Below are 25,842 nucleotides of genomic sequence, written 5' to 3'. Positions count from 1 at the left end.
CGCAAGCCGTCGCCGGCCGGGAACGCGCCGTGCAGCACGGCGTTGATCGCGCCCGGGTCGGCATCGAGATCAAGCGCAGCGCGCAGCCGGTGGATCACCTGCGGCAGCACCTCGCGCAGCTCGTCGCTCACGCGCAGCACGAGTTGGTTGCGCGTTTCGTCGAACTCGGCAATCAGCCAGCCTCGGTGGCTGCGCTCACCGATGTCCATGCGCAAGGTCTGGCCGAAACGTTGCTGCTCGTCGACGAAGGCCACGCCTTCGATCAGGCGTTGCCGGAAGAAGGCCAGCGTGGCCGCCACGTCGTAGGGTGGTCGGTAGCCCAGGCGCACCGTGGTGCCCTGGTCGCTGTCACGCGTACCGATCTGGCGTCGCAACTGGGTCGGGTTCAGTCGGTAGTGTTCGAAGAAGGCTGCATTGAAACGCCGCACGCTGCCGAAGCCGCTGACGAGCGCGACCTGGGTGATGGGCAGATCTGTGTCCGCGAGCAATTGTTTGGCGGTGAGCAGCTTGCGCGTGAGCAGGTATTGCAGCGGCGAGACCCCGAGCTGGTCCTCGAACACGCGGCGCAGGTGGCGGTCGCTCACGCCGAGGCGCGCAGCCATTCGCTCGCCCATGTTGCCTTCAGAGTCGTGCCAGTGCTGTGGGTCGTCCAGCCACAGCGTGGCTTGCTGCAGCAGGATGGCCGAGGCGTCCTCGGAGGACCAGTGGCGTTCCATCGGTGCCAGCTCGGGGCGGCAGCGCAGGCAGGGGCGAAACCCCGCGTGTTCCGCCTGCGCCGCGTGCGCGAAGAAGCGGCAGTTCTCTCGCCGCGGTGTGCGCACGCGGCAGACCGGCCGGCAGTAGATACCGGTGGAGGTGACGGCGGTAAAGAACTGCCCGTCGAAGCGCGCGTCGTGCGAGCACAGCGCGCGGTAGCAGGCGTCGGCGTCGATGCGGTCTGGGCGGTTCATGACCGTGATGGTAGGCCGTTCGGATGGGCTCGGCTGGCCGTTTCCGGACATGTGCCTCCATCAGGGGAAAGTACCACTCCTACAATGGTCCAACCTCCCCGAACCCAGGACACCCCCATGCAAGTCACCCCCTCGATCTTCAAGGCCTACGACATCCGCGGCGTGACACCCACCGCGCTCAACGAAGCGGTGGCCGAGGCCCTGGGTCTGGCGTTCGGCACGCAGGCGATGAAGCTGGGCGAGAAGAGCGTGGCCGTGGGACGCGACGGGCGCCTGAGCGGGCCGGCCTTGTCGGCCGCGCTGATCCGCGGCTTGGTGGCTGCGGGCGTGGACGTGATCGACATCGGCCTGGCCACCACGCCCATGCTGTACTTCGCCGCCGCCACGCTGTGCACCAGCGGCATCCAGGTCACCGGCAGCCACAACCCGAAGGACTACAACGGTTTCAAGATGGTGCTGGCCGGTCGCGCGATTTACGGCGAGGACATCCAGGCGCTGCGCAAGACCATGGAAGCCGAATCACACACACGCGCCGATGGCGGTCGTGTTCGTCTGATCAATGTGCAGGCGGCGTACCAGGCACGCATCGTGGGCGACATCAAGATCTCGCGTCCCATGAAGATCGTGGTGGACTGCGGCAACGGCGTGGCCGGTGCATCGGCCCCGGCCATCTTCCGTGCGCTGGGTTGCGAAGTGATCGAGCTCTTCAGCGAGGTGGACGGCAACTTCCCCAACCACCACCCTGACCCCAGCAAGCCCGAGAACCTGCAGGACGTGATGCGCGCGCTGCGCGACACCGACGCCGAACTCGGCCTGGCCTTCGATGGTGACGGCGACCGCCTGGGCATCGTGACCAAGGAAGGCAACAACATCTACCCCGACCGCCAGATGATCCTGTTCTCGCAGGACGTGCTCTCGCGCGTGCCCGGCGGCGACATCGTGTTCGACGTGAAGTGCTCCCAGCGCCTGGCCCCGGCCATTGAGGCGGCGGGCGGCGTGGCCCACATCTACAAGACCGGCCATTCGCTGATCAAGGCCCGCATGAAGGAGCTGAACAGCCCGCTGGGTGGCGAAATGAGCGGCCACATCTTCTTCAAGGAACGCTGGTACGGCTTTGACGATGGCACCTACGCCGGCGCGCGCCTGCTCGAAATCGTCAGCCGCAGCCCGAACGCCAGCGCCGTGCTCAATGCCTTGCCCACCAGCTTCAGCACACCCGAGCTCAACGTGGCCTGCGCCGAGGGCGAGCCGCACGCAGTGGTGGAAAAACTCATTTCCATGGCGAAGTTCGACGCACAGGCCAAGGTGTCCACCATCGACGGCGTGCGGGTGGACTGGCCCGATGGTTTCGGATTGATCCGCGCGTCCAACACCACACCGGTGCTGGTGCTGCGGTTTGAAGGCCAGACCACCGAAGCCCTGCACCGCATTGAAGCGGTGATGCTCGATTTGCTGAAACAGGGCAAGCCCGATGCCGTGGTGGGCGCCAGCTCCCACTGAACCAAGTCAGCGCGGCAACAACGCCTGCACTTTCTCGATCACCGCTTCGGCCTGTTCGTCCACGAGGGCGGTGGTGTCCATCGGGCGGTTGGTGTCCCACACCGCGGCCACCTCAAAGGCCACATCGCTTTCGCTGTTCACCAGCCGGGCCTGGCGCAGACCGTCGAGGCGTTCGTAACTCTCGGCGAAGTTCCACACGTTGGGCCCATGCAGCACGGCGCAACCCAGCGCCAGGGGCTCGTGCGGGTTGTGGCCACCCACGTTGGCGAACGAGCCACCCACCAAAGCCACCGGTGCCAGCCGGTACCACAGGCCCATCTCGCCGATGGTGTCGGCGATGTAGAACGGCGCATCGGTGGCCAGGTGCGCGCCGGCGCTGCGCAAGGGCACGTCCTGCAGGCCTGCGGCTGAAGCGAGCGCTGCCACTTCAAGTCCTCGCGCCGGGGCTCGCGGCGCGATGATCAACAGCGCATCGGACCGTTGCGCCCGAAGCCGGGTGTGGGCCGCCAGCGCCAGCTCCTCCTCGCCCGGATGGCTTGACGCCAGCAACCACACGGGTCGGCCGCCAAGCGTCTGTTGCCAGCTTTCCAGATCGTCCGCATCGCATCCCAGCGGTGGCACCAGCGCCTTGATCGTGCCGCTGACCGTGATGCGCTCATGCTGAGCACCCAGAACCACCAGCGCGTCCGCGCTGGCTTCGTTCTGCGCAAACAGCTCCCGAAAACCCGGCAACAACGCCTGGTAGATCCAGCGACCCCAGCGGCGCTTGGCGAGCGACTCGGGCGACAGCCGCGCGTTGACCAAAGCGCGCGGGATGGAACGCGCGTCGGTCTCGGCGATCAGCGCGGGCCACAGGTCCATTTCGCACCACAGCGCAAGCGAGGGTTGCCAATGGTCGAGGAAGCGCGACACCGCCTCGGGCGTGTCCACCGGCGCGAACTGGTGCTGACAGCGCGCGGGCAGGCCGGTGCGGCGCAGCGCGTCGCCCGAGGTGCGCGCGGTGGTGGTGATAAGAAAACTGCAGTCGGGCCGCCGCTCGGCGAGCCGCGCGAACAGTCCGGCAAGTGCCATGGACTCGCCCACGCCCACCGCGTGGCCCCAGACCAGCATGCCGGCGGGCCGGTCGGCGTACTCGCTGCCCAGCTTCTGCCGCACGCTGCGCGGCGTCTCCTTGCCGCGCAGCAGCCGCCGCTGCAAGCCCTTGCGCCACACGGGCGCGAGCATCCGTGCCAGCACGAGATAGGCGCGCAGTGCCCAGGGCTGGCCCGTAGGTGTCATGGTGCTTCCAGCCAGGGCACGAGCGTGGCCATGTGTTTCGCGGTGGCGCCACCGTGTTCGGCGTAGAAGGCTTCGGCGCCTTCGATGGCCCGGGCGTAGTCGGTGGGCGAGGTGAGCAGCTGTACCAGCGCTGCTGAGAGGCTGGGGATCGTCATGTGCTGCTGCAAGACACCCGCGGCCAGCGCCTCCACGCCGGGGTACTCGATGCCCCAGATGCTGTGGCCCACCATCACCGGCTTCTTGAGTGCCAGCGGTTCGATCACATTGTGCGCTCCCATGGGCACGAAGGATGCTCCCACCACCACCACCTGCGAGAGCGCGAGGTAGAAGTACATCTCGCCCAGGGAATCGCCCATGAGAACGTCGATGGCGGTCATGTCGGGCGCGTCGGGCGTGGGCTGCAGCGTGGCGTCGAGCATGCGGCTGCGGCGCGCCACGCGCAGGCCCGCCGCTTCGAACATCTGCACCACCGCATCAAAGCGCTGTGGGCTGCGCGGCACGTACACCACCAGCGGTGGCGGCAAGCCCGCGGCCTGCAGGCCGGCTTGAACCTGTCTGATCGCGTCGATGAACTGCTCGTCTTCGCCCACGATGGCGCTGGCAAAACACAGCACAGGTCGTTGCCCGCCCGAGGCCGTGGCAAGCTGCCAGGGTGCGAGCAAGGCTTGCGCAGCAGCGATCTGCTGCGGCGACACCGGCAGATCAAAGCGGGTCTCGCCCGCGATCACCACGCGTTCACAACCCACGTCGCGAAAGCGCTGGGCATGGGTTTCGGACTTGCACAGCACGAGTTCGTAGGCCTGGAAGATGCCGGCGCGAAAGCCGCCCCATTTCCGGTCTCGCACGATGCTTTTTTTCGGATACTGGGCATTGGCCATGGCCAGCGGCACGCCGCAGCGGCGGATGGTGGCCAGCAGCACCGGCCAGGTGTCGATCTCGGTCATGACCGCTGCGCGCGGACGCACACGGCGGATCAACCGGCGCACCGCCCAGCCCAGCTCCAGCGGTACAAAGCTCACCTGCAGGCGCCGCGCGGCAATGGCTTCTGCAAACAGCGTGTGGGCGGCGGTGCGGCCAGCCGGGGTGAGGGTGGTGATGAAGACCGGGTAATCCGCTGCAAGCAGGGCGCGCACCAGCGGCGCCGCGCCGCGCATCTCGCCCATGGAAGCGGAGTGCACCCACACCGGACGGTCCAGTCCGGTGGGTGCAGCGCCGAAGCGCTCGTCCCAATGGGCTCGATACAGCGGCTCGCGCTGGCCGCGCTTCCACAGAAACAGCAGGAACACCGGCAGCAGCAGGTGCCACAGCAGTTCGTACACGCCGATGAGCACGGACAGCCGCCAGGTGGGCGGAAAAGGGCGGGAGGCTGGGCGTGTGGAAGTGGGGGAGGCCATCGGTGGGAACGAAACGGGTCGGGCGGGGGTGCCTGCGCGTCGCTCCAGGGGCTCCGGTCGAAGGCCATTCAGTATAGTTACGCCCTTGGACAGGCCCTCACCGCGCGGCTTGTCTTCCCACACAGGAACACCCACGATGCCCCTTCCCACGCCGGCCTGGACCGCAGTCATTCCGCTGCGCGCCGGATCCAAGGGCCTGCCCTCGAAAAACATCCGCCCGCTGGCGGGCAAACCGCTGTACCGCCACGCGGTGGACCAGGCGCTGCAAGCCGGCGCCCAGCGCGTGGTGATCACGACCGACATCCCCGAGGTGCTGTGGGCCGAACTGCCCAGCCAGGTGACCCTGGTGGAGCGCCCGCCCGAACTCGCAGGCGACACCGTGCCCATGGCCCCCGTGTTGCAGCACGCGCTGCACACGGCCGACTGCCACGGCACGGTGGTGCTGTTGCAGGCCACCTCGCCGCTGCGCCTGCCCAGCGACATTGCAGCCGCGCTGGCGGTGTTCGCCGGGGGTTATTTTGAACTGGTGATGTCGGTCACCAGCGCCGACCGGGGTGTGCTCAAGTGGGGCACGCTGCGCGGCAACCGGTTCCAGCCGCTGTCGGACCCGGCCTACTGCTTTGCCAACCGCCAGAGCCTGCCCCCGGTGGTGCGGCCCAACGGCGCGTTGTATGTGTTGAACGCCGAACGCTTTGTGGCCAGCGGCAGTTTTGTGTCCGAGCGCATCGGCGTGGTGGAAATGCCGGCCGAGCGCAGCCAGGACATCGACTCGCTGGACGACTTCGATCGCTGCGAAGCCGCGCTGGAGGCAACGCGTGGTCAGTGAGATGAACACCGACCACATGGACCTCTACGCCGCGCCCACCTGGCAGTGCGTGATGGTCTGTTGGGGCACGAAGTATTCGACGGCGCTCATCAACAACCTGGCGCGCAGCATTGCCAACAAGGCTTCGTCACAGCCGCGCTTCATCCTGATTTCGGACCAGGACCGCCCCGATCTGGCGGACCGCATCGAGCTGGTGCGCTTTCCCGAGTTCTGGCTGCAGGACCGCCTCAAGACCTCGGGCTGCCAGGCCAAGCTGGTGATGTTCGACCACGGCATCGTGCCCACCGACCTGCCTGCGATCTACGTGGACCTGGACACCATCGTGCTCGGCGACCTTGGCACCGGACTGGACCTGATGGAGAACCGCCAGACCGTGGCTATTCTGCAGAGCGCGATCATTCCGTTTGGCTGGATCGGGCGCACGCTGTACCGCTGGACCAACCGCCGCCGTTATGCGCGCGGCAACTCGTCTTTCGTGATCTACCACCCGGCCGAATGCCACTTCATCGCCGAGCGCTTCAAGGCCCTGCTGGACAAACACCCGAAGCTTGAATTCCGCCCCATGGCGGCCGATGAACGATTTATCAGCTGGGTGGCGCAGGAACACATGGTGCGCATCCCCAACTCGTTTGCCGTCAAGTTTCCGGGCGAGTTCATGTTTTATTGGGGCTTCTGGCTCTACATCAAGGCGCGCTTGCCCTGGGTGCGTAGCCGTCGCAAATCACTGGTGGCCGTCACGCTCAACGGCCTGATGATCAAGCCCGAAAAATTGCTGTCGCTCAAAGAAGGCGACGTGATCGTTGACGAAAAATCCCGCAAGCTGATCTGGAGCGAAAAAACGCTCGGTTTCATGCGGTCCAAAATCCAGGCGTTCTACGCCGGCTCCCTGTAATTCCCTGACGCCACCCGGCAAGAGGCCTTCATGAAAATCGCCCACCGCGACATCTCCCCCGCACACCCACCGCTGGTCGTGGCCGAAATCGGCATCAACCACGGCGGCAGCCTCGACGTGGCCAAAGGCATGGTGCTCGCAGCGCACCGCGCCGGCTGTGAAATGGTCAAACACCAGACGCATTTCGTCGACGACGAGATGACCGACGAAGCCAAACAGATCTTCCCGCCCAACGCCGACAAGTCCATCTGGGACGTGATGGAAGAATGCGCGCTCTCCAAAGACGACGAAATCGCGCTCAAGACCTACGCCGAGTCGCTCGGCATGATCTACATCTCCACACCGTTCTCGCGCGCTGCCGCTGACTTCCTCAACGACATCGGCGTGTCGGCGTTCAAGATCGGCTCGGGCGAGTGCAACCACGTGCCGCTGATCCGCCACATCGCCAGCTTCGGCAAGCCCATCATCATGAGCACCGGCATGCAGACCATCGACGGCATGCGCCCGTCGGTGAAGGCACTGGACGACGCGGGCGTGGACTACGCGCTGCTGGAGTGCACCAACCTCTACCCCTCGCCACCCGAGATCGTGAGCCTGCAAGGCATCACCGAATTGCGCAACGCTTTCCCGCGTGCCGTCATCGGTTTCTCCGACCACAGCATCGGCCCCGAGATGGCCCTGTCTGCCGTGGCGCTAGGCGCCTGCATCCTGGAGCGCCACTTCACCGACACGCGTTACCGCAAGGGTCCGGACATCTCCTGCTCCATGGACCCGGCCGAGCTCAAGTTTCTGATCGACCGCTCGCGCGAAATCCACACTGCGCTGCACAACCCCAAGGTGCGCACCGCACCCGAGGAAGACGTGTACCGCTTTGCACGCGGCTCCATGGTGGCCGACCGTGACCTGCCCGCTGGCCATGTGGTCATGCCCAGCGACATCTGGGCGCGCCGCCCCGGTTCGGGCGAGATTTCGGTGCAGCACTTCGACCGCCTGGTGGGCGCGAAGCTCACCCGCGCCGTCAAACGCAACCAGCAACTGCTGTGGAGCGACCTGGACGGCGTGAAGCCGCAAGCGAATTCGTGATGACCAGCCGGCGCCTGCTCTTCGTCACCGGCACCCGGGCCGACTTCGGCAAGCTGGAGCCGCTCGCGCTGGCCGCGCAACAGGCCGGTTTTGCCGTGGGCTTTTTCATCACCGGCATGCACATGATGCGGCGCTACGGCGAAACGCGGCTGGAAGTGAAACGCTTTCCCGGCGCAGAGTTCTTCGAGTTCGTCAACCAGCGCGAAGGTGATGCCCAGGATTTCATCCTCTCCAAGACCATCCTGGGCTTCTCGGATTTTGTGCACGAGCACCGGCCCGATCTGGTGGTGATCCACGGCGACCGGGTGGAAGCGCTGGCCGCGTCCATCGTCTGCGCCATGAAGTACATCCCGTCGGCACATATCGAGGGCGGCGAAGTCTCGGGCACCATCGACGAGAGCATCCGCCACTGCAACACCAAGCTGTGCGCCGCGCACTTCGTGAGCTCTGAAGGCGCGAAGCAGCGCGTGCTCGCGCTCGGTGAATCGCCGGAGAGCGTCTACAACATCGGCTCGCCCGAACTCGACACCCACGCGAGGCCTTCGGGCGTGACGCTGGCGCAGGTGAAGGAGCGCTACGCGATCCCGTTTGACGACTACGGCATCGCGATCTTTCACCCCGTGACCTCGGAGGCCGACACCATCGGCGCGCAGGCGCAGGCGCTGTTCGCACGGCTCGAAGCCAGTGGACGCAATTTCGTGGTGATCGCTCCCAACAACGACCCTGGCACCGAAGACATCTTTGCCGTGCTGGAGAGGCTGCCCAAGGAGCGTTTCCGCCAGATACCGTCGATGCGGTTCAACTACTTCTCCGAGCTGATGAAGAATGCCTCGGCCATGGTGGGCAACAGCAGTGCGGGGGTGCGCGAGGCACCTTTTCTCGGGGTGCCCAGCCTGGAAGTGGGCACGCGGCAAAACCGGCGTGCCAGCGGTGCATCGATCACAGCGTGTTCAGCGATGGATCCGGAGGTGATCGATGGATTCCTCAACAACATCTGGGGAACACGCTTCCAAACCGACACCACGTTTGGCGCCGGCCAAGCCGCGGCAGGCTTCGTGGAGGTGCTCAACCGGCCCGACTTCTGGCTCAAGCCGTTGCAAAAGGCCTTTGCCGGTGATTGAGCTTTCTTCCGTTCGCGCGCGCTTCGGGTCTTCGATGGACATCACCGCCAAGGTCGGCGCGGTGATGTTGCTGCTCGGTGTGCCCACCTCGATCGCTTTGGTCAACATCGGCATCCTGCTGATCCTGATCGGCTGGTTCCTCTCCGGCCGCTGGCGCTGGAAGTTCGACGTGATACGCCGCCACCCGATCACCTTGCCCGCCGTGCTGCTCACCGCGCTGGTGCTGCTGGGCATCACGTACACCGATGCGCCCAAGGCGTACATCAACCACCACCTGTACGTGTACAGCAAGCTGCCGCTCATGCTCATGCTGCTCACCTTGTTTCACGATCCCCGGTGGCAACGCCACGGTCTGCTGGCATTTGCGATCGGCTCGGTGATCACGGTGGTGAGCACCTACGCCAACATCTGGTTCCAGGTGCCCTGGTCCGATTCCCACAACCAGGGCATGGGTGTTTCGCACCATGTGTTCAACGACTACATCGCGCAGGGCCTGGCCATGTCGTTCTTCACCGCACTCGCATTGGTGATCGCCATCGATGCACGTGAAGGGTGGATCCGTTGGGCCTGGGTGTCGGTGGCTGCGTTCACGGTGTTCAGCATCACCCACCTGCTGCAGGGGCGCACCGGCCAGGTGGTGCTGCTCGCCATGTTCTGTGCGCTCGCCTTGGTGGCGGCGCCGCCCGTTTGGCGGTGGCGAGCGCTGGCCTTGGTGGCGTTGGCAGCGGTGCTCCTGTCTCTTTCATCGCCGCTGCTGCGCGATCGCGTCACCACGATGTTCGCCGAGTTTGCGCAGTACACAGACGCCGGTGTGTTCACCACTTCCACCGGGTACCGGCTGGACATGTGGAAGAACGCGCTGGCGATGTTCATGGACAGCCCGTGGTGGGGGCACGGCACGGCGGGCTACCGGGTCCTGTCCGAACAGATTTATGCCGATGTGGGTGTGTGCGCGGTTGCCTGCGTGCATCCGCACAACCAGTTTTTGCTCGTGGCGGTCGACTTCGGCGTGATCGGGTTGGTCGGCTATGTGATGCTGATGCAACGGGCCCTGGTGGCGGCCTTCGATCTGACCGCGCGCTACCGCAACCTGCTGGTGGCGTTCCTCGCCATCCTGTTTGTCGACAGCTTCATCAACGGGCCTTTCTGGGTGACGACCGAGCGGCATCTGTTTGCCTCCGTGCTTCCGTTGCTGCTGGCTGGGTGGCGCCCACCCGTGTCTGCGCTGGAGCACTCGGCATGATCCCGGCTTGGAAGATCCGCCGCGAGCTGGAAACCGCACGCCAGCAACTGCAGGCCATCCCTGAACGACTGATCGGCCCAGCCCGCCAGCGCCGGCTTGACAGGCAATTCCCGAACGGCTTTCGCGTCATGAACGGTGCAGCTTCGCTGGGGCCCAAGGTCGCCATTTTTCTGGTGTACCAGCCGCGCGGTATGTCGGCCTCTGCGGTGGCCACTTGCCGCCACCTCAGCGAGCGCGGCTACTCGGTGGTGTTGGTGGCCAATTCACCGGTGTCTGCAGCCGACGAACAGGCTCTGGGCCCCTGGGTGTGGCGCTTTGTTGAGCGACCCAACTTCGGCTACGACTTCGGTGGTTACCGCGACGGAATTCGCCTGCTGTGGCACTGGTGCGTGTCGCCGGAGAGTTTGATCATCCTCAACGACAGCGTGTGGTTTCCGCTCGACCCGAACGAAACAATGCTCGCGTCGATGGAAGCTTCCAACGCCGGATTTCTGGGCGCATTGCGGCATGTGGATCTGCCCGAGGCGGACTCCGAGCATGCCGGCATTTTCCTGTCGTACTTCTTCCTGATCAAACGTGCTGTGTTGACTTCGGAGGTGTTCGTCAACTACTGGAACGACTACGTATCGACCAGCAACAAATACCTCACTGTGCGACGGGGTGAGCGCGGTTTTTCGCGCACGCTGTTTGCCGCCGGTGTTCCCAGCGAAGGGCTTTACTCCAGGGACCGGTTCATGGCCGCGGTAGAGCAGCAGTCCGCGGCGTTCCTGCGCCAGACACTGGTGTACGGCGCCTACACCGACCCAGGGCTGGAGCGGGCACGGGACGCGCTGCTGCAGGCCGACGCCACGTCAGAGGCCTGGCGCACGCAGGCCATCGACCACATCCGTGCGGTGGTGAACAAGCGCAATTTCCACTCGTCGTTCTGTTTCGCCAGCATCCGTTTGCTGGGCATTCCCTTGCTCAAGAAAAACAAGGGCGAGCTGCAGGTGCGCATGCGCCGCCAATACCTGCGTGCGGTGATGGCGGGTGATCTGCCCGCACCCGAGCAAGCGGTGTTGGCCGAGATTGAAGCCAGCACCCGCTGAGCCGAGTGGTTCAGGGCGCCAGCAACGAATTGATCGGCAACAAATCCTCAGGCACCAGCCGCCCGCTGGCCTGCTTCAGACGCAGCCCGCCGAGCAGCACGTTGTAGCGCGCCTGGGCCAGATCGCGTTTGGTCTGGAAGAGCTGGCTTTGTGCATTGAGCACGTCGATGTTGATGCGCACGCCCACCTGGTAGCCCAGGCGGTTGGCGTCCAGGGCGCTCTGGCTGGAGGCCTCGGCTGCTTCCAGTGCCTTCACCTGGCCCTGGCCCGACAGCACACCCAGGAACGCGCTGCGCGTGGCCAGATCCACGCCGCGTTTGGCGGCTTCCAGGTCGGTGCGGGCCTTGTCTTCGAGCGCCATGGTTTCCTTGACGCGGTTCTGGATCGCGTAGCCGGCGAACAGCGGCATGTTGAACTGCACGCCCACGCTGGCGTTGTTGCTGCGCACGGTGTTCTGCGTCAGGGTGAGCGTGGAGGGCGCGCGCGCCACCTGGTACTGGGCCACCAGGTCCACCGTGGGCTTGTGGCCGGCTTCGGCCTTGCGGGTTTCCAGCTGCGCGATTTCCAGCCCGCGCGTGGCTTGCAGGATGGTGGGATGTGTCGCGTCGTTGAGCGCCACCCAGGCTTGCGGGTCGGCCGGCAGCAAGGGCGGCAGCACCACCGGCGCAGCCAGGGGCTTGGGTGACACGGCGGCCCGACCCACCAGCTGGTTCAGCGTGAGCTGCTTCACCCGCAGGTCGTTCTCGGCGGCGATCTCCTGTGCCACGACCAGGTCAAAACCGGCTTGCGCTTCGCGCGAGTCGGTCACTGTGGTGGTGCCGACTTCGAAGTTGCGTTTGGCCGCTGCGAGCTGTTCGCCCACCGCGGTCTTCTGGGCGCGCACAAAGGCCAGCGTATCGGTGGCGGCGAGCACGTCGAAGTAGGCCTGCGTGGTGCGCACGATCAGGTCTTGTTCGGCCAGCGTGAGCGCGGCCTTGGCCACGTCCACCGAGAGCAGGGCCTGGTCGTTGTTGATCTGGTTCACCGGGCGGTACAGCGGCTGGCTGGCCGAGAGTGTCGCGCTCTGGCTGTTGCTGCTGGTGTCGGGGCCGCCGTTGATGTCGCGCCGCGCCCAGCTGGCAGCAGCGCCCAGACCCGCCTGGGGCAGGAGGCCTGCCTTGGCCTGGTCGGCGCGGAAGAGGTTGGCTTCGTATTGCGAGCGGGCTGAGAGGAAGGTCGCGTCAAAACCGCGCGCCGCTTCATAGAGCTCCACCAGATTTTGCGCGTGTGCACCCGAGGCCGCACCCAGCGCCAGCCAGGCGGCAACAGCCAGTCGGCTCATGGAAGAAGGGCGGCTCCCCTGGGAAGCGGCTGCGTGCGGGACTGTCATGGAGTTCCTTTGAAACGAATGGCGAGCGAATGACCAGAGGTGGCGTGGTCGGTCAATAGACCGGAACAGCGGGGTCGCGTTCCTGCGACCAGGCGTGGATACCGCCGTGGATGTTCACCACCTGCGTGAATCCCTGGTTGATCAGGAAGTTCGCCACCTGGGCGCTGCGCATGCCGTGGTGGCACAGGCAGGCGATGGGTTGGTCGCGGTCGAGCTCGGCGAGGCGCTGGGGCACGCTGCGCATGGGGATGTGGCGCAGCTCGAAACCGACGGGTTGAACGCTGGCGGTCTGCAGTTCCCAGGGCTCGCGCACGTCAAGCACCACGGGCATGCCGCCTGTGGGCACCTCGCTGGCCACCTGCGTGAGCCATGTGTCGAGCTGGCCGGGTTGAATCGCTTTCATGGGTGTCCTTGAACGAAGGCCTCAGAAGCGGAAGCTCGAGGGCTCGGGAAAGTTCAGCAGGCGCGGCGCCACGGTGTCCCAGGGTTGGGCGGTCTGGAACGAGGCATCGGCAATGCGGGTGACGATGGTGGCGCGCATCATGGGCTCATGACCGACGACGGCCGCCAGCCGGCCACCGGGGGCCAGCAGGGCGAGCAGGGCGGGCGGGATCTCGGCGACCGAGCCGCTGAGCAGGATGGCGTCGAACGGGCCGTTGACGCTGCAGGCGGCAAAGCCCTGCGCGGCGGCGTCCGCGTGTTTGACCTCGACGTTGGCCATGCCGGCGTTGCGCAGGTTCTCGCGCGCGGTGCTAGCCAGCACGGGGTCGATCTCGACCGTAACCACGCTGTGCGCCAGGCTGGCCAGCAAGGCGGCCATGTGGCCGCTGCCGCTGCCGATTTCCAGCACCTTGTCGGTGGGCTTGAGGTCCAGGTCCTGCAGCAGGCGGGCTTCGACTTTGGGCGCCAGCATGCACTGGCCGTCCACGGCGGGGTGGGTCAGGGGCAGTTCCATGTCGGCAAAGGCCAGGGCGCGGTGCGCGGCGGGCACGAAGGCTTCGCGGTGGATGCGCGACAGCAGTTCCAGCACCTGGGGGGAGAGCACCTCCCAAGGGCGGATCTGCTGCTCGATCATGTTGAAGCGGGCCTGGTCAAAGCCGGTGTGGATGGTCGGCGCGGTGGTCGTCGTCATGGAGGGGGCTCCTGGAGGGCGTCTGGAAGATGGAAAGGGATGGCTGGATTTTACGGAGCGGACACCACAGGCTCAGCCAACTTGGGGCCCATGCCGAGCTTGCGGCGGAACCACTGTGCGAGATCGTCCATGTAGCAGTACACCACCGGCACCACCACCAGGGTGAGCAGCGACGAGGTGATCACCCCGCCGATGACGGCCTGGCCCATGGGCGCGCGCTGTTCCGAGCCTTCGGTCAGTGCAAACGCCAGCGGCACCATGCCGAAGACCATGGCCAGCGTGGTCATGAGAATGGGGCGCAGCCGCACACGGGCCGCCAGCAGCAGGGCGGACTCGCGGTCCATCGGGGCCTCACCGGCCAGGCCGTTGCGTGCGCGGATCGCAAAGTCCACCAGCAGGATCGCGTTTTTCGTGACCAGGCCCATCAGCAGCACGATGCCGATGACCGAGAACATGCTCATGGTGGAGCCGAACATGAGCAAGGCCAGCGCCACGCCGATCAGCGTGAGCGGCAGCGCCGTCATGAGGGCGAGTGGCTGCAGAAAGCTCTGGAACTGGCTGGCCAGGATCATGTAGATGAAGATGATGGCCAGGGCGAGTGCCGAGATGGCGTAGCCGAACGATTCCTGCATGTTCTTGGTGGAGCCGCCGAACTCGTATCGGTAGCCAGGCGGGAAAGGCGTGCTGTCGAGCACCTGCTTGATCTCGGCCGACACCTCGCCGGCAGAGCGGCCGAACACGTTGGCATTGATCGACACCTCGCGGTTGAGGTTGCGTCGGTTGATCTGGTTGGGGCCGGTGGAGGCCACCACCTCGGCCACCTGGCCCAGGCGCACCACGCGGGCGGTGCCGTCGGCGGCGGTGCCGACCATGAAGGGCAGTTGTTCAAGATCGCTGGCGCGTTCGCGTTCGCTGGCCGCCAGGCGCACGTTCACGTCGTAGCTCTCGCCGTTCTGGGCGCGCCAGTTGCCCACCGTGGTACCGGCGACCAGCGTGCGCAGCGCGCCACCCACGGCCGCCACGTTCATGCCGGCGTCAGACGCCAGTTTTCGCCGCAACTTCACGTCCACCGTGGGCTTGTTGGGTTTCACGCTGGCGTCCAGATCGACCAGACCCACGATGGGCCGGATGCGCTCCATCACCGAGGCGCTCAGACGTTCCAGCTCGGCCAGATCGTCCCCCTGCAGCGAGAACTCCACCTGCTTGTTGCCACCTACGGCGTCCAGCAGGCCCACGTGCGTGACGGTGATGCCGGGCACGCTGCGCAAGCGCTCGCGCAGCTGGGCCGACATGGCGTCTGCACTCAGCGTGCGGTCCTTGCGGTCGACCAGGCGCACATACACGCTGGCGTACATGGTGCCCTGCGCAATGCCTGTGTTCAGCGTGGACAGCGTGTATTTCACCTCGGGGAACTGGCGCAGGATGGCCTCGACCTCGCGCGTCTTGGCCTCGGTGGCCTGCAGCGACGAGCCCACCGGCGTGTGAAAGCTCAGCGAGGTTTCCGAAAAGTCGGCCTTGGGCACGAATTCGGTGCCCAGCAGCGGCAGCACGAACAAGCTCCCGATGAAGGTGGCCAGCGCCACACCCAGCGTGGCCAGCTTGTGTTTGAGCGACCAGCGCAGCGTCGTCTGGTAGGTGTCGGCCAGGTCGTCCTGGAAACGGTCGAACCAGCCGGTGACGCGGCCGATGGTCTTGTCGTACAGCGTGCGCGGTGCAGCGCCCTTGCCGTGTTTTTCAATCTCGGGGTCGTGCCACACCGACGACAGCATCGGGTCGAGCGTGAAACTCACGAACATCGAGATGAGCACCGCCGCCACCATGGTGATGCCGAACTCGTGAAAGAACTTGCCGATGATGCCGCCCATGAAGCCGATGGGCAGGAATACCGCCACGATGGACAGCGTGGTGGCCAGCACGGCCAGGCCGATTTCCTGCGTGCCTTCCATGGCCGCGTTGTACGGCGTCTTGCCCATCTGCACGTGGCGCACGATGTTCTCACGCACCACGATGGCATCGTCGATCAGAAGACCCACCGAGAGCGTGAGCGCCATCAGCGTGATCATGTTGATGGTGAACCCGAAGAGGTTCATGAAGAAGAAAGTGCCGATGAGTGCGATGGGCAGCGTGAGGCCGGTGATGACGGTGGAGCGCCACGAGTTCAGGAACAGGAAGACGATCAGCACCGTGAGCAGCGCACCTTCGATCAGCGTGCGTCGCACGTTGTCCACCGACACGCGGATGGGCCGCGAGCCGTCGGCGATCTGCTCCAGCCGGATACCCGGCGGCAGCTCGGCGCGCAGGTTTTCCACCGCCGCCTTCAGGCCATCGGTCACCGCGATGGTGTTTTCGTCCTGCGCCTTCTGGACTTGCAGCAGCAGCGTGCGCTGGCCGTTGTAGAGCGCGAGGCTCTGTACCTCTTCGGTTCCGTCGTTGACCGTGGCCACCTGCGACAGGCGCACCGCCTGGCCGGCCCGGCGCGCGACGATGATGTCGCCGAAATCCTGCGGGTTCTGCAGGCGCGAGAGCACCTGCACCACACGCTCGCTCTCGCCGGTCTTGAGCGTGCCCACCGGCAGGTCCTGGTTCTCGTTGCGCACGGCGCTGGTCACCTGCTCGGTGGTCACCCCCAGCGCTTCCATGGCCGAGGGGTTGAGCTCGATGTTGATGGCGCGCTGCGTGCCGCCCACCAGCGTGACCGAGCCCACGCCGCGCACGTTTTCCAGGCGCTTCTTGAAGGTTTGTTCGGCCCAGGTGGTGAGTTCCACCGCGCTCGGTGTCTTGCCGTTCACGGCCTCTGGAATGACGGCCACCGACCAGATGGAGCGAGCCGCCGGGTCGAAGCGCAGCACCCGCGGCTCTTCCACCTCGTCGCGCAGCACCGGGCGCAGGATGCCCATCTTCTCGCGCACGTCTTCGGCCGCCTTGCGCCCGTCCACCGTGAGCTGGAACTCGATGATGACGATCGACGAACCTTCGTAGCTGCGCGAGGTGAGCGTGCTGACACCGGCCACCGCGTTCACCGCTTCTTCGACCTTCTTGGTGACCTCGGACTCCACGATCTCGGGCGATGCGCCGGGGTAGGCGGTGGTCACCACCACCACCGGAAAGTCGATGTTCGGGAACTGGTCGACCTGCAGGCGCTGGAACGAAAAGATGCCCAGCACCACGAAGGCCACCATCACCATGGTGGCGAACACCGGATTGCGCAGCGAGACCTGGGTGAACCACATGGTGGACTGCTCAGTTGGTGGCGGTGGCGGGCGCGTTCAGGCGCACGGCAGTGCCTTCGCGGATCAGGCCGGCCTGGGCGCGCAGCAGCTGCGTGCCGGCTGGCAGACCTTCCACAGCGCGCATGGGTTCGTTGCCGAGCAGGCCGGTGGCGCCCGGCTGCACCGGCACATGCACGACCGCCCCTTCTCGCACCACCTGCACATAGGGCTGCGGCTTGTCGTTGCGCACGGTGGAGGCCGGCACGGCCAGCGCCGTGACCGAGCCGATCACGATGTGCCCCTGGGCAAACAGCCCCTGGCGCATGCCGGGCTGCGCAGGCACGCGCAGATACACCAGCACGCTGCGGCTGGCGGCCTGCACGCTGGGGTTGATGCGCGCCACGGTGGCCTGCACCGGCTCGGGCTGACCTTCGATCGTCAGGCGCGCCGTCTGGCCCACCTGCACGGACACCGCATCGGCCGGTGCGATGGCGGCTTCCATCTCGAAGCCCGAGAGGTCGACCACGTCGAGCACGCGCGTGTCGATGCCCACGCGTTCGCCGTTCTGCACCAGCCGGGCCGAGATCTGGCCTGTGAGCGGTGAGCGCAGCGTGGTGTCGGCCAGCGATTTGCGCGCGATGTCCAGCGCCGCCAGCGCGGCCTGGTGCGTGGCCTCGGCGCTGGCGAGGTTGGCGCTGGCGGTGTCCAGCGCGGTGTTGGAGATGAAGCCCTGGCGCACCAGTGCCTGGTTGTTGTCGAAGGTGCGCCGGGCAATCGCCACCTGCGCCTGTGCCGACTCGGCCTGGCGCGTGGCCTGGCGCACGCGGGCCTGGGCCTCAGTGCTGTCGATGCGTGCCACCACTTCGCCGGCCTTCACCGGGTCGCCTTCGCGCTTGGTCAGCCCCTGGATCTCGCCGGGGGTTTTTGCCTTGATGGCGGCGGTCTGCAAGGCGTCCACCGAACCTGACAGGGCAACGGTCTGGGTGAGCGCGATGTTTTGCACCGTCACCACGTCGGCGGGTGAGAGCGTGTACGTGGGCGTCTTCTGCAACGATTCGGCGGCCGCCATGGCCGCCTCGTTCGTGGCCTTGCGTTTGCCCAGCGCGCGCGTGACGCCCAGGGCGATGCCGAGCACCAGCGCAATGAGCAGCAGCCACTTGATCCAGAAAGACAACGGGCGGCGGGTGTTCATGGCGGATGACTTGAGAAATTCAGACGTTGGGGCGGCCGGGGGCGGCCAACATGCCGGTCAGCAGCAAGTCGACCTGGGCATCGATGAAGCCGACTGGATCGATCTGCGCGGTGGCCGGGCAGCAGGGCGCCACGGAGTGTTTCCACATCAGCAGGAAGATCATCGGCGCGATCAGGCTGTAGACCGCGTATTCCATGGGCAAGGGTCGGAAATCGCCCCGGTCCACACCGCGCTGCAGGATGCGGCGGATCAGGTCGTGTCCGGGCTCGATCACTTCCCGCTGGTAGAAGGCCGCGATCTCGGGAAACATGCCGGCCTCGCTCATCACGAGTTTGGTGATGCCCGAGGCGGGTGTTGTGCCGATGCGCTCCCACCACGAGTGCATGCAATAGCGCACGAGCTCGGCGCTGTCGCCACTGAAGCGCTCGAACTCCTCGTTCCATTCGGTGAAGCGACCCGCGATGTTCTCGCGCACGACCGCCTTGAACAGCTCTTCCTTGCTCGGGAAGTACAGAAACAGGGTGCCTTTGGACACACCCGCCATGGCCGCCACTTCTTCCACCCGGGTCGCAGCAAAGCCTCTTTCCACGAACAGCGTGAGTGCGGCGTCCAGCAACTCGCCGGGGCGCGCTTCCTTGCGCCGTGAGCGGCGCTGCGGCGCACCCGCGTCGGTGGAGGTGCTGTCGTCGGAGGGTTCGGTGACTGGGGGCGCAGGCATGCAATGGATTTTAATGACCGATGGGTTATTAATGTACCCGACGGTCCCTGCGCTGACTGTCTCGCAGGGATAAAGCCAAGGCAAACCCCACCCGGTGAAATGGCTCAGCCCAGCTTGATGCCCACGCGCGTGATGCGGTTGGCGTTCATTTCCCGCACGCTGACCTCGGCCTTGCCCAGTTGGGCGGCATCACCCACCACGGGTGGTCGGTGCAGTTCGTTGCGCAGCCATTGGCCGACCGACACGTTGGATTCCGCGGGCACCGGCAGTCCATAGAAACCGCACAGATCTTCCAGCGGTGTGCTGGCGTCCATCACGAAGTCGCCGAACACCAGACGGGCCTGTTCGGTGTCGTCCAGGTCAGGCAGGGCCACATGGGTGCGTCGCGCCGCCCAGGCGATGGTGGAGCCCTGCAGCAGCAGGGAGGTGAGCACCACCACAAAGGCCACATTGAAGAAGGTCTGCGCTCCCTGCACGCCGGCCATCACCGGGAACACGGCCAGCACGATGGGCACCGCGCCACGCAGGCCCACCCACGAAATGAAGGTCATTTCGTGCCGGTTGAAGCGGAACGGGGACAGGCAGACCCATACCGAGATCGGCCGCGCCACGAGCATCAGCACCGCCGACACCCCCAGCGCGGGCCAGATGGTGCGCAGCAGTTCGGTGGGATTCACCAGCAGGCCGAGCAGCAGGAACATGCCGGCCTGCGCCAGCCAGGCGTAACCGTCCATGGCCGACAGCGAGGTGCGCACCTGGCGGCGCGCGCGGTTGCCGGTGATCATGCCCATGAGGTAGACCGCGAGAAAGCCCGATCCACCGAACCAGGTGGTGCCCGCAAACACGGCCAGGCCGCCCGAGACGATGAGCAAGGCCCGGATGCCGCCACCACCGTCGGTGCCGCGGCCCAGGCGTTTGAGCAGACCGGCGAGGCCAAAACCGCTGGCCAGGCCGGCGATGGTGCCGTAGCCAAACTGCTCCACCAACGAGCGCACCACGCTCAGGGCGGTGATGCTCTCCGTTTCCCCCGCCATCGCGGCCAGCGCCACCGCGATGAAGGTCAGCGTGAGGTAAACCGCCATCGGGTCGTTCATGCCGGACTCGATCTCCAGCGTGGCGGCCACCCGTTCGTTGAGCTTCACCCCCGACGATTTGAGCAGCGAGAACACCGCCGCGGCGTCGGTGGAGCCCACGATGGCGCCCACCAGCAGCGCCAGTGGCCAGGACAGGTCGAGCAGGGCCCACGCCGCCGTGGCGGTGATGCCGGTGCACACCACCACGCCCACCGTGGCCAGCACCAGCGAGGGCCTGAGGCCGGTGCGGAAGGTGGTGAGGTCGGTGCGCAGCCCGCCGTCGAGCAGGATGACGGCCAGCGCCACGTTGCCGACCCAGAAGCTCAGGCGAAAGTCGTTGAAAACAAAGCCACCCGGACCATCCTCGCCGGCCAGAATGCCGACGGTGAGGAAGACCAGCAGGAACGAGAAGCCCACACGCGCCGACACCACCCCGGCGAGCACGCTCAGGAACACCAGCGCCGCAGCGGCCAGCAGGGGAAGCGTGAGGAAATCGAGCGACAGGAACATGCCCTGAAGCTAACAGAAACCGTGCCAGCTTCTGTGGCACGGGAGATGGCTCAAGGCTTCAGGAAAACGCCTGGATGCCGGTGATGGCGCGGCCGAGGATGAGCGCGTGGATGTCGTGCGTGCCTTCGTAGGTGTTCACCACCTCCAGGTTCACCAGGTGGCGGGCCACGCCGAATTCGTCGCTGATGCCGTTGCCGCCCATCATGTCGCGGGCCATGCGGGCAATGTCGAGCGACTTGCCGCAGCTGTTGCGCTTCAAGATGCTGGTGATCTCCACGGCGGCCGTGCCTTCGTCCTTCATGCGGCCCAGGCGCAGGCAACCCTGCAGGCCCAGGCTGATCTCGGTCAGCATGTCGGCCAGCTTCTTCTGGATCAGCTGGTTGGCTGCGAGGGGGCGGCCGAACTGGTGACGGTCCATCACATACTGGCGGGCGCGGAAGTAGCAGTCCTCGGCCGCACCTAGCGCACCCCAGGCGATGCCGTAGCGCGCGCTGTTCAGGCAGGTGAACGGGCCCTTGAGGCCACGCACCTCGGGGAAGGCGTTTTCTTCGGGGCAGAACACGCCGTCCATGACGATCTCGCCGGTGATGCTGGCGCGCAGGCCGACCTTGCTGTGGATGGCCGGGGCCGAGAGGCCCTTCATGCCCTTGTCGAGGATGAAGCCGCGGATCGAACCTTCGTCGTCCTTGGCCCAGACCACGAACACGTCGGCAATGGGCGAATTGCTGATCCACATCTTGCTGCCGGAGATGCTGTAGCCACCGGCGACCTTCTTGGCGCGCGTGACCATGCTGCCGGGGTCGGAGCCGTGGTTGGGTTCGGTCAGGCCGAAGCAGCCGATCCACTGGCCGCTGGCGAGTTTGGGCAGGTACTTCTGCTTCTGCTCTTCGGTGCCGAACTCGTTGATGGGCACCATCACCAGAGAGCTTTGCACGCTCATCATCGAGCGGTAGCCGGAGTCCACACGCTCCACTTCACGGGCCACCAGGCCGTAACACACGTAGTTCAGACCGCTGCCGCCGTAGGCCTCGGGGATGGTGGGGCCGAGCAGGCCGAGTTCGCCCATCTCGCGAAAGATCGCGGGGTCGGTTTTCTCGTGGCGGAAGGCTTCCACCACGCGCGGGGCCAGGCGTTCCTGGCAGTAGGCGTGGGCGGCGTCGCGCACGGCGCGCTCGTCGTCGGTGAGCTGGGCGTCGAGGTGGAAGGGGTCTTCCCAGCTGAAGCTGGCCTTGGCCTTGGTGGGGGAAAGCATGGTCGGTGTCTCCGGATGTTGAGGTGGCAATGCGCGCATTGTCCGCCTGGCATGAATACCTGTCTAATATCGAATCAGTATCCATTGATACAGGAAAGCTATTCATGGAATTTCGCCACCTGCGCTATTTCCTCGTGCTGGCCGAGGAGTTGCATTTCGGGCGCGCCGCGCAACGACTGTCCATCACCCAGCCACCGCTCTCGCTCAACATCCAGCAGCTCGAAGCCTCGGTGGGCGCCCAGCTCTTCACCCGCAACAGCCGGGGCGTGCAACTCACCGCAGCCGGTCAGGCTTTCGTGCCAGCGGCGCGCGCGCTGCTCGATCAGGCGGGCCTGGCTGCGCGGGAGGCGCGCGAGGTGTCGCAGGGCATGCTGGGCAGTTTGCAGATCGGTTTTGCCGGCACGGTGCTGTACCGCGGGCTGCCGCAGATTCTGCAGGGCTTTGCGGTGGACCACCCCAAGCTGCGGCTGGTGCTGCGCGAACTGAGTTCGAGCGACCAGCTGATCGACCTGATGCACGAACGTCTGGACATCGGCTTCGTGCACACCACGCGCGTGCCTGCGGGCTTTTCGCAGATCCTGGTGTCCAGCCAGCCGTTTGTGGCCTGCCTGCCGGCGGACCATGCGCTGGCGAAGCGCAAGCGCTTGTCGCTGGCGCGGCTGCAAGGTGAACCGTTTGCGGTGGTCTCGCGCGCTGTCTCGCCCGATTACCACGAGCGCATCCTCGGCCTGTGCGCCGACGCCGGCTTTTCTCCCGAGATCCGGTTTGAGTTGCGCCACTGGCTCAGCGTGGTGTCCATCGTGTCGCAGGGGCTGGGCTGTGCGTTGGTGCCGGCCGCGCTGCAGCAGGCCGGGCTGCCTGGCGCGGTGTTCGTGCCGCTGGATGTGGATACGCCGCCTTATGAGACCCACTGTCTGTGGAAGACAGACAGAGACCAGGCCGCGCTGGGGGCATTCCTCGGTGCGGTGCGGGCGTTTGCACAACCACTACAGTGAGGCGTTGAAAGAATCCCGCGCCAAGCGCGACGACCGCGGGTTGCTACACATGGAGAACACGATGAGCGACAGAGAAGTTCTGGTTTTGGGTGGCGGCTGTTTCTGGTGCACCGAGTCGGTGTACGTGGGGGTCAAGGGCGTGACCGACGTGGAGTCGGGTTACAGCAATGGCCATGTGAAGCAGCCCAGTTACGAGGCGGTGTGCACCGGCACCACGGGCCACAACGAGGTGGTGCGGCTGGAGTACGACCCGGCGCAGATCAGCACGCGCGAGATTCTCGAAATCTTTTTCGTGATCCACGACCCCACCACGCTGAACCGCCAGGGTAACGACGTGGGCACGCAGTACCGCAGCGGCATTTACTTCACCACGCCGGAGCAGAAGCAGGTGGCGCAGGGCCTGATCGACGAACTCACGAACGACAAAGCCTATGGCAAACCCATCGTGACCGAGCTGGTTCCGCTGGACAACTACTCGGCCGCCGAGGCCTACCACCAGGACTTTTTCGAGCGCAACCCGAACCAGGGCTACTGCATGATGGTGGCGGCGCCCAAGGTGGCGAAGTTTCGCAAGACGTTTGCGCGCCTGGCGAAATAGCTGGATCGATACCCAAGAAAAAGGACGCTGCGGCGTCCTTTTTTGCGTTGTTGGCCAGCCGCCCTCAGTTGCGGGGCGCAGCCGTTGCTGCGGCCAGCGCCGTCATGTTGAGCACCCGCCGCACCGTGGCGGCCGGTGTGAGGATGTGCACCGTGCCCGCTGCACCCATGAGGATGGGTCCGACCGTGACCCCGCCGCTCGCGGTGGTTTTCATCACGTTGTAGAGGATGTTGGCCGCGTCCAGGTTGGGGCAGATCAGCAGGTTGGCCGAGCCCGACAGCGTGGTCTCGGCCAGGTAGGCGCTGCGGATCTCGGGCTGCAGGGCGGCGTCACCGTGCAACTCGCCATCGCATTCGATCTCGGGGTGGGCGGCCACGAACAGGTCGCGGGCGAGGGCCATCTTGCGCGCCGAAGGCCGCTTGCTCGATCCGAAGCTGGAGTGCGAGAGGAACGCGATCTTGGGCGGCAGGCCGAAGCGTTGCACCTCCTGCGCGGCCATCCAGGCGATCTCGGCCAGCTCCTCGGCGCTGGGCATTTCGTTCACATAGGTGTCGGCAATGAAGATCGGGCCACGGTCGGTCATGAGCGCGTTCACCGACGCGTAGAGCCCCGCACCTTGGCGGCGACCCAGCACATGGTCGATGCGCTCCAGGTGCGTCATGAAACCGCCCACCAGCCCGCAGATGAGCGCGTCGGCGTCGCCCAGCGAAACCATGAGCGAACCGATGATGGTGTTGGAGCGCCGCACCGCCGCCTTGGCCACCTCGGGCGTGGCGCCCTCGCGGCCCATGAGCTGGTGGTAGTGCTCCCAGTACTGGCGAAACCGCGGGTCGTCCTCGGGGTTCACGTTCTGCACGTCCTGCCCGAGCTTCATGCGCAGGCCGGCCTTGGCGATGCGCGCCTCGATCACGGCCGGGCGGCCAATGAGGATGGGCACGGCGATCTGGTCGTCGATGGCCATCTGCGCGGCGCGCAGCGCACGTTCGTCTTCGCCGTCGGCGTACGCCACGCGCTGCTTGTTCGGCAGGGCCTTGGCCGCGTTGAAGATCGGCTGCATCAGGATGCCGGTCTGGTAGACGAAACGCCCGAGCTGCTGGCGGTAAGCCTCCATGTCCTGGATGGGCCGCGTGGCCACGCCGGAGTCGGCCGCGGCCTGCGCCACCGCCGGCGCAATCCGCAGGATCAGACGCGAATCGAACGGCTTGGGAATGATGTAGTCGGGGCCGAAGCTGAGCTCCTGCCCGGCATAGGCGTTGGCCACTTCTTCGCTGGTTTCACTCTTCACCAGGTCGGCGATCTGGCGCACGCAGGCCAGCTTCATTTCTTCGGTGATCTTGGTGGCACCGCAGTCGAGTGCGCCCCGAAAGATGTAGGGGAAACACAGGACGTTGTTGACCTGGTTGGGGTAGTCGCTGCGGCCGGTGGCGATGATGCAGTCGGGCCGCACGGCCTTGGCCAGCTCGGGCCGGATCTCGGGCTCGGGGTTGGCCAGCGCGAGGATGATGGGCTGGGGGCCCATGGTCTTGACCATCTCGGCAGTGAGCACGCCCGGCGCCGAACATCCCAGGAACACGTCGGCGCCGCTGACCGCATCGGCCAGTGTGCGCAGCGTCGTCTTCTGTGCGTAGCGCGCCTTCGATTCGTCGTAGCCGCCGGGGCGGCCTTCAAAGATCACGCCCTTGGAGTCACAGACAAAGATGTTCTCGCGCGCCACGCCCAGGCCGACCATCACGTCCAGACAGGCGATGGCGGCGGCACCGGCGCCACTCACCACCAGCTTCACCGCACCGATGTCCTTGCCCACCAGCTCCAGGCCGTTGAGCAGGGCGGCGGCCGAGATGATCGCGGTGCCGTGCTGGTCGTCGTGGAACACCGGGATGCCCATGCGCTCGCGCAGCTTCTTCTCGATGTAGAAGCACTCGGGCGCCTTGATGTCTTCGAGGTTGATGCCGCCGAGCGTGGGCTCCAGCGCTGCAATGATTTCAACCAGCTTGTCCGGGTCCTTTTCGTCGAGCTCGATGTCGAACACGTCGATGCCGGCGAACTTCTTGAACAGGCAACCCTTGCCCTCCATCACCGGTTTGGCGGCCAGCGGGCCGATGTCGCCCAGGCCGAGCACGGCCGTGCCGTTTGTGATCACACCGACCAGGTTGCCGCGGCTGGTGTACTCGGCCGCCAGCGTGGGGTCGGCTTCGATGGCGAGACACGGGTAGGCCACGCCGGGTGAGTAGGCCAGCGAGAGGTCGCGCTGGTTGGACAGGGGTTTGGTGGGGGTGACGGCGATCTTGCCGCGCGAGGGCGTGCGGTGGTATTCAAACGCGGCGTCGCGCAGGGCTTCTTCGGCGGGGGTCATGTTTGTCTCCTGTGACCGTTGTTGTGCGTTTCATTGTGCCCCTCGTCGGGGGCTGCGCAAGAGGGG

21 protein-coding genes are annotated in these 25,842 nt (G+C 65.9%); 9 read left to right on the top strand and 12 right to left on the bottom strand.

Annotated elements, in window-relative coordinates; genetic code table 11:
* Positions 1 to 950 (bottom strand): bifunctional transcriptional activator/DNA repair enzyme AdaA (locus Q0C59_RS06185; RefSeq protein WP_291213141.1); only part of this gene is annotated, 950 nt, incomplete at its 3' end.
* Between the two features lie 117 nt (positions 951 to 1,067).
* On the opposite strand from Q0C59_RS06185, the gene Q0C59_RS06180 reads away from it, so the two are divergent.
* Positions 1,068 to 2,450: a phosphomannomutase/phosphoglucomutase gene (locus tag Q0C59_RS06180; protein WP_291213138.1), complete on the top strand. Its 1,383-nt coding sequence runs from the start codon at positions 1,068 to 1,070 to the stop codon at positions 2,448 to 2,450.
* 6 nt (positions 2,451 to 2,456) lie between these two features.
* Here the strand turns inward: Q0C59_RS06180 and Q0C59_RS06175 are convergent, their stop codons facing one another.
* Together Q0C59_RS06175 and Q0C59_RS06170 are read right to left on the bottom strand one after the other, a co-directional pair.
* A complete protein-coding gene (locus tag Q0C59_RS06175) occupies positions 2,457 to 3,728 on the bottom strand; it encodes a 3-deoxy-D-manno-octulosonic acid transferase (RefSeq protein ID WP_291213135.1) in 1,272 nt (423 codons plus the stop codon).
* The gene (locus Q0C59_RS06170) at positions 3,725 to 5,059 is read right to left on the bottom strand and encodes a 3-deoxy-D-manno-octulosonic acid transferase (protein WP_291213132.1); all 1,335 of its coding nucleotides are present in this window, start codon (positions 5,057 to 5,059) and stop codon (positions 3,725 to 3,727) included. Before Q0C59_RS06170 ends, Q0C59_RS06175 begins: the two co-directional genes overlap by 4 nt.
* 199 nt (positions 5,060 to 5,258) lie before the next feature.
* On the opposite strand from Q0C59_RS06170, the gene Q0C59_RS06165 reads away from it, so the two are divergent.
* Genes Q0C59_RS06165 through Q0C59_RS06140 form a run of 6 tightly spaced genes read left to right on the top strand, consistent with a single transcriptional unit; the run spans position 5,259 to position 11,375 of the window.
* Complete coding sequence (locus tag Q0C59_RS06165; RefSeq protein WP_291213129.1) at positions 5,259 to 5,948, top strand: cytidylyltransferase domain-containing protein; 690 nt, start codon at positions 5,259 to 5,261, stop codon at positions 5,946 to 5,948.
* Position 5,949: 1 nt separating this feature from the next.
* Complete coding sequence (locus tag Q0C59_RS06160; protein ID WP_291213126.1) at positions 5,950 to 6,840, top strand: hypothetical protein; 891 nt, start codon at positions 5,950 to 5,952, stop codon at positions 6,838 to 6,840.
* 30 nt (positions 6,841 to 6,870) lie between these two features.
* On the top strand, positions 6,871 to 7,923 hold the full coding sequence (locus Q0C59_RS06155) for an N-acetylneuraminate synthase family protein (RefSeq protein ID WP_291213124.1): 1,053 nt from the start codon (positions 6,871 to 6,873) through the stop codon (positions 7,921 to 7,923).
* Complete coding sequence (gene neuC, locus Q0C59_RS06150; protein WP_291213121.1) at positions 7,923 to 9,044, top strand: UDP-N-acetylglucosamine 2-epimerase; 1,122 nt, start codon at positions 7,923 to 7,925, stop codon at positions 9,042 to 9,044. The genes Q0C59_RS06155 and neuC overlap by 1 nt, the downstream gene beginning before the upstream one ends.
* 34 nt (positions 9,045 to 9,078) lie before the next feature.
* Positions 9,079 to 10,287 carry an O-antigen ligase gene (locus Q0C59_RS06145; RefSeq protein WP_291213118.1) on the top strand — a complete coding sequence of 403 codons (1,209 nt, stop codon included), beginning with the start codon at positions 9,079 to 9,081 and terminating at the stop codon, positions 10,285 to 10,287.
* Positions 10,284 to 11,375 carry a rhamnan synthesis F family protein gene (locus tag Q0C59_RS06140; RefSeq protein ID WP_291213115.1) on the top strand — a complete coding sequence of 364 codons (1,092 nt, stop codon included), beginning with the start codon at positions 10,284 to 10,286 and terminating at the stop codon, positions 11,373 to 11,375. The genes Q0C59_RS06145 and Q0C59_RS06140 overlap by 4 nt, the downstream gene beginning before the upstream one ends.
* 10 nt (positions 11,376 to 11,385) lie before the next feature.
* Here the strand turns inward: Q0C59_RS06140 and Q0C59_RS06135 are convergent, their stop codons facing one another.
* From Q0C59_RS06135 to Q0C59_RS06100, 8 genes are all read right to left on the bottom strand, one after another.
* Positions 11,386 to 12,744 (bottom strand): TolC family outer membrane protein, encoded by a 1,359-nt coding sequence (locus tag Q0C59_RS06135; protein ID WP_370654513.1) that lies wholly within the window; start codon positions 12,742 to 12,744, stop codon positions 11,386 to 11,388.
* 52 nt (positions 12,745 to 12,796) lie between these two features.
* Positions 12,797 to 13,147 carry a rhodanese-like domain-containing protein gene (locus tag Q0C59_RS06130; RefSeq protein ID WP_370654260.1) on the bottom strand — a complete coding sequence of 117 codons (351 nt, stop codon included), beginning with the start codon at positions 13,145 to 13,147 and terminating at the stop codon, positions 12,797 to 12,799.
* Between the two features lie 21 nt (positions 13,148 to 13,168).
* Complete coding sequence (locus Q0C59_RS06125; RefSeq protein WP_291213112.1) at positions 13,169 to 13,876, bottom strand: protein-L-isoaspartate O-methyltransferase; 708 nt, start codon at positions 13,874 to 13,876, stop codon at positions 13,169 to 13,171.
* A 50-nt stretch (positions 13,877 to 13,926) separates the two neighbouring features.
* Entirely contained in the window at positions 13,927 to 17,106 is a 3,180-nt protein-coding gene (locus Q0C59_RS06120; RefSeq protein ID WP_291213109.1) for an efflux RND transporter permease subunit, read from the bottom strand.
* Between the two features lie 10 nt (positions 17,107 to 17,116).
* A complete protein-coding gene (locus Q0C59_RS06115; protein ID WP_291213106.1) occupies positions 17,117 to 18,277 on the bottom strand; it encodes an efflux RND transporter periplasmic adaptor subunit in 1,161 nt (386 codons plus the stop codon).
* A gap of 19 nt (positions 18,278 to 18,296) precedes the next feature.
* Complete coding sequence (locus Q0C59_RS06110; RefSeq protein ID WP_291213103.1) at positions 18,297 to 18,995, bottom strand: TetR/AcrR family transcriptional regulator; 699 nt, start codon at positions 18,993 to 18,995, stop codon at positions 18,297 to 18,299.
* Positions 18,996 to 19,099: 104 nt separating this feature from the next.
* On the bottom strand, positions 19,100 to 20,578 hold the full coding sequence (locus Q0C59_RS06105) for a potassium/proton antiporter (RefSeq protein ID WP_291213100.1): 1,479 nt from the start codon (positions 20,576 to 20,578) through the stop codon (positions 19,100 to 19,102).
* A gap of 58 nt (positions 20,579 to 20,636) precedes the next feature.
* Positions 20,637 to 21,830: an acyl-CoA dehydrogenase gene (locus Q0C59_RS06100; RefSeq protein ID WP_291213097.1), complete on the bottom strand. Its 1,194-nt coding sequence runs from the start codon at positions 21,828 to 21,830 to the stop codon at positions 20,637 to 20,639.
* A gap of 104 nt (positions 21,831 to 21,934) precedes the next feature.
* Between Q0C59_RS06100 and Q0C59_RS06095 the strand changes: the two genes are divergently transcribed.
* Both Q0C59_RS06095 and msrA read left to right on the top strand, forming a co-directional pair.
* Positions 21,935 to 22,825, top strand: coding sequence for a LysR family transcriptional regulator (locus Q0C59_RS06095; protein ID WP_291213094.1), 891 nt, complete (start codon positions 21,935 to 21,937; stop codon positions 22,823 to 22,825).
* 61 nt (positions 22,826 to 22,886) lie between these two features.
* Entirely contained in the window at positions 22,887 to 23,423 is a 537-nt protein-coding gene (gene msrA / locus Q0C59_RS06090) for a peptide-methionine (S)-S-oxide reductase MsrA (RefSeq protein WP_291213091.1), read from the top strand.
* 64 nt (positions 23,424 to 23,487) lie between these two features.
* On the opposite strand, the gene Q0C59_RS06085 is transcribed toward msrA, so the two are convergent.
* Complete coding sequence (locus Q0C59_RS06085; protein WP_291213088.1) at positions 23,488 to 25,776, bottom strand: NADP-dependent malic enzyme; 2,289 nt, start codon at positions 25,774 to 25,776, stop codon at positions 23,488 to 23,490.
* Between the last annotated feature and the right edge of the window lie 66 nt (positions 25,777 to 25,842).

It is taken from the genome of Hydrogenophaga sp., assembly GCF_022844385.1.
Lineage (GTDB): Bacteria > Pseudomonadota > Gammaproteobacteria > Burkholderiales > Burkholderiaceae_C > Hydrogenophaga.
Note: the sequence above shows the minus strand (reverse complement) of the source record. Positions and strands in the feature narration are given on the sequence as shown.

What these genes read in the sequence shown, in the direction of transcription:
- Q0C59_RS06180 (WP_291213138.1), top strand. Translation starts at nt 1,068, where the DNA reads ATGCAAGTCACCCCCTCGATCTTCAAGGCCTACGACATCCGCGGCGTG.
- Q0C59_RS06175 (WP_291213135.1), bottom strand. Translation starts at nt 3,728, where the DNA reads ATGACACCTACGGGCCAGCCCTGGGCACTGCGCGCCTATCTCGTGCTG.
- Q0C59_RS06165 (WP_291213129.1), top strand. Translation starts at nt 5,259, where the DNA reads ATGCCCCTTCCCACGCCGGCCTGGACCGCAGTCATTCCGCTGCGCGCC.
- Q0C59_RS06160 (WP_291213126.1), top strand. Translation starts at nt 5,950, where the DNA reads ATGAACACCGACCACATGGACCTCTACGCCGCGCCCACCTGGCAGTGC.
- Q0C59_RS06155 (WP_291213124.1), top strand. Translation starts at nt 6,871, where the DNA reads ATGAAAATCGCCCACCGCGACATCTCCCCCGCACACCCACCGCTGGTC.
- neuC (WP_291213121.1), top strand. Translation starts at nt 7,923, where the DNA reads ATGACCAGCCGGCGCCTGCTCTTCGTCACCGGCACCCGGGCCGACTTC.
- Q0C59_RS06145 (WP_291213118.1), top strand. Translation starts at nt 9,079, where the DNA reads ATGGACATCACCGCCAAGGTCGGCGCGGTGATGTTGCTGCTCGGTGTG.
- Q0C59_RS06140 (WP_291213115.1), top strand. Translation starts at nt 10,284, where the DNA reads ATGATCCCGGCTTGGAAGATCCGCCGCGAGCTGGAAACCGCACGCCAG.
- Q0C59_RS06135 (WP_370654513.1), bottom strand. Translation starts at nt 12,744, where the DNA reads ATGACAGTCCCGCACGCAGCCGCTTCCCAGGGGAGCCGCCCTTCTTCC.
- Q0C59_RS06130 (WP_370654260.1), bottom strand. Translation starts at nt 13,147, where the DNA reads ATGAAAGCGATTCAACCCGGCCAGCTCGACACATGGCTCACGCAGGTG.
- Q0C59_RS06125 (WP_291213112.1), bottom strand. Translation starts at nt 13,876, where the DNA reads ATGACGACGACCACCGCGCCGACCATCCACACCGGCTTTGACCAGGCC.
- Q0C59_RS06120 (WP_291213109.1), bottom strand. Translation starts at nt 17,106, where the DNA reads ATGTGGTTCACCCAGGTCTCGCTGCGCAATCCGGTGTTCGCCACCATG.
- Q0C59_RS06115 (WP_291213106.1), bottom strand. Translation starts at nt 18,277, where the DNA reads ATGAACACCCGCCGCCCGTTGTCTTTCTGGATCAAGTGGCTGCTGCTC.
- Q0C59_RS06110 (WP_291213103.1), bottom strand. Translation starts at nt 18,995, where the DNA reads ATGCCTGCGCCCCCAGTCACCGAACCCTCCGACGACAGCACCTCCACC.
- Q0C59_RS06105 (WP_291213100.1), bottom strand. Translation starts at nt 20,578, where the DNA reads ATGTTCCTGTCGCTCGATTTCCTCACGCTTCCCCTGCTGGCCGCTGCG.
- Q0C59_RS06100 (WP_291213097.1), bottom strand. Translation starts at nt 21,830, where the DNA reads ATGCTTTCCCCCACCAAGGCCAAGGCCAGCTTCAGCTGGGAAGACCCC.
- Q0C59_RS06095 (WP_291213094.1), top strand. Translation starts at nt 21,935, where the DNA reads ATGGAATTTCGCCACCTGCGCTATTTCCTCGTGCTGGCCGAGGAGTTG.
- msrA (WP_291213091.1), top strand. Translation starts at nt 22,887, where the DNA reads ATGAGCGACAGAGAAGTTCTGGTTTTGGGTGGCGGCTGTTTCTGGTGC.
- Q0C59_RS06085 (WP_291213088.1), bottom strand. Translation starts at nt 25,776, where the DNA reads ATGACCCCCGCCGAAGAAGCCCTGCGCGACGCCGCGTTTGAATACCAC.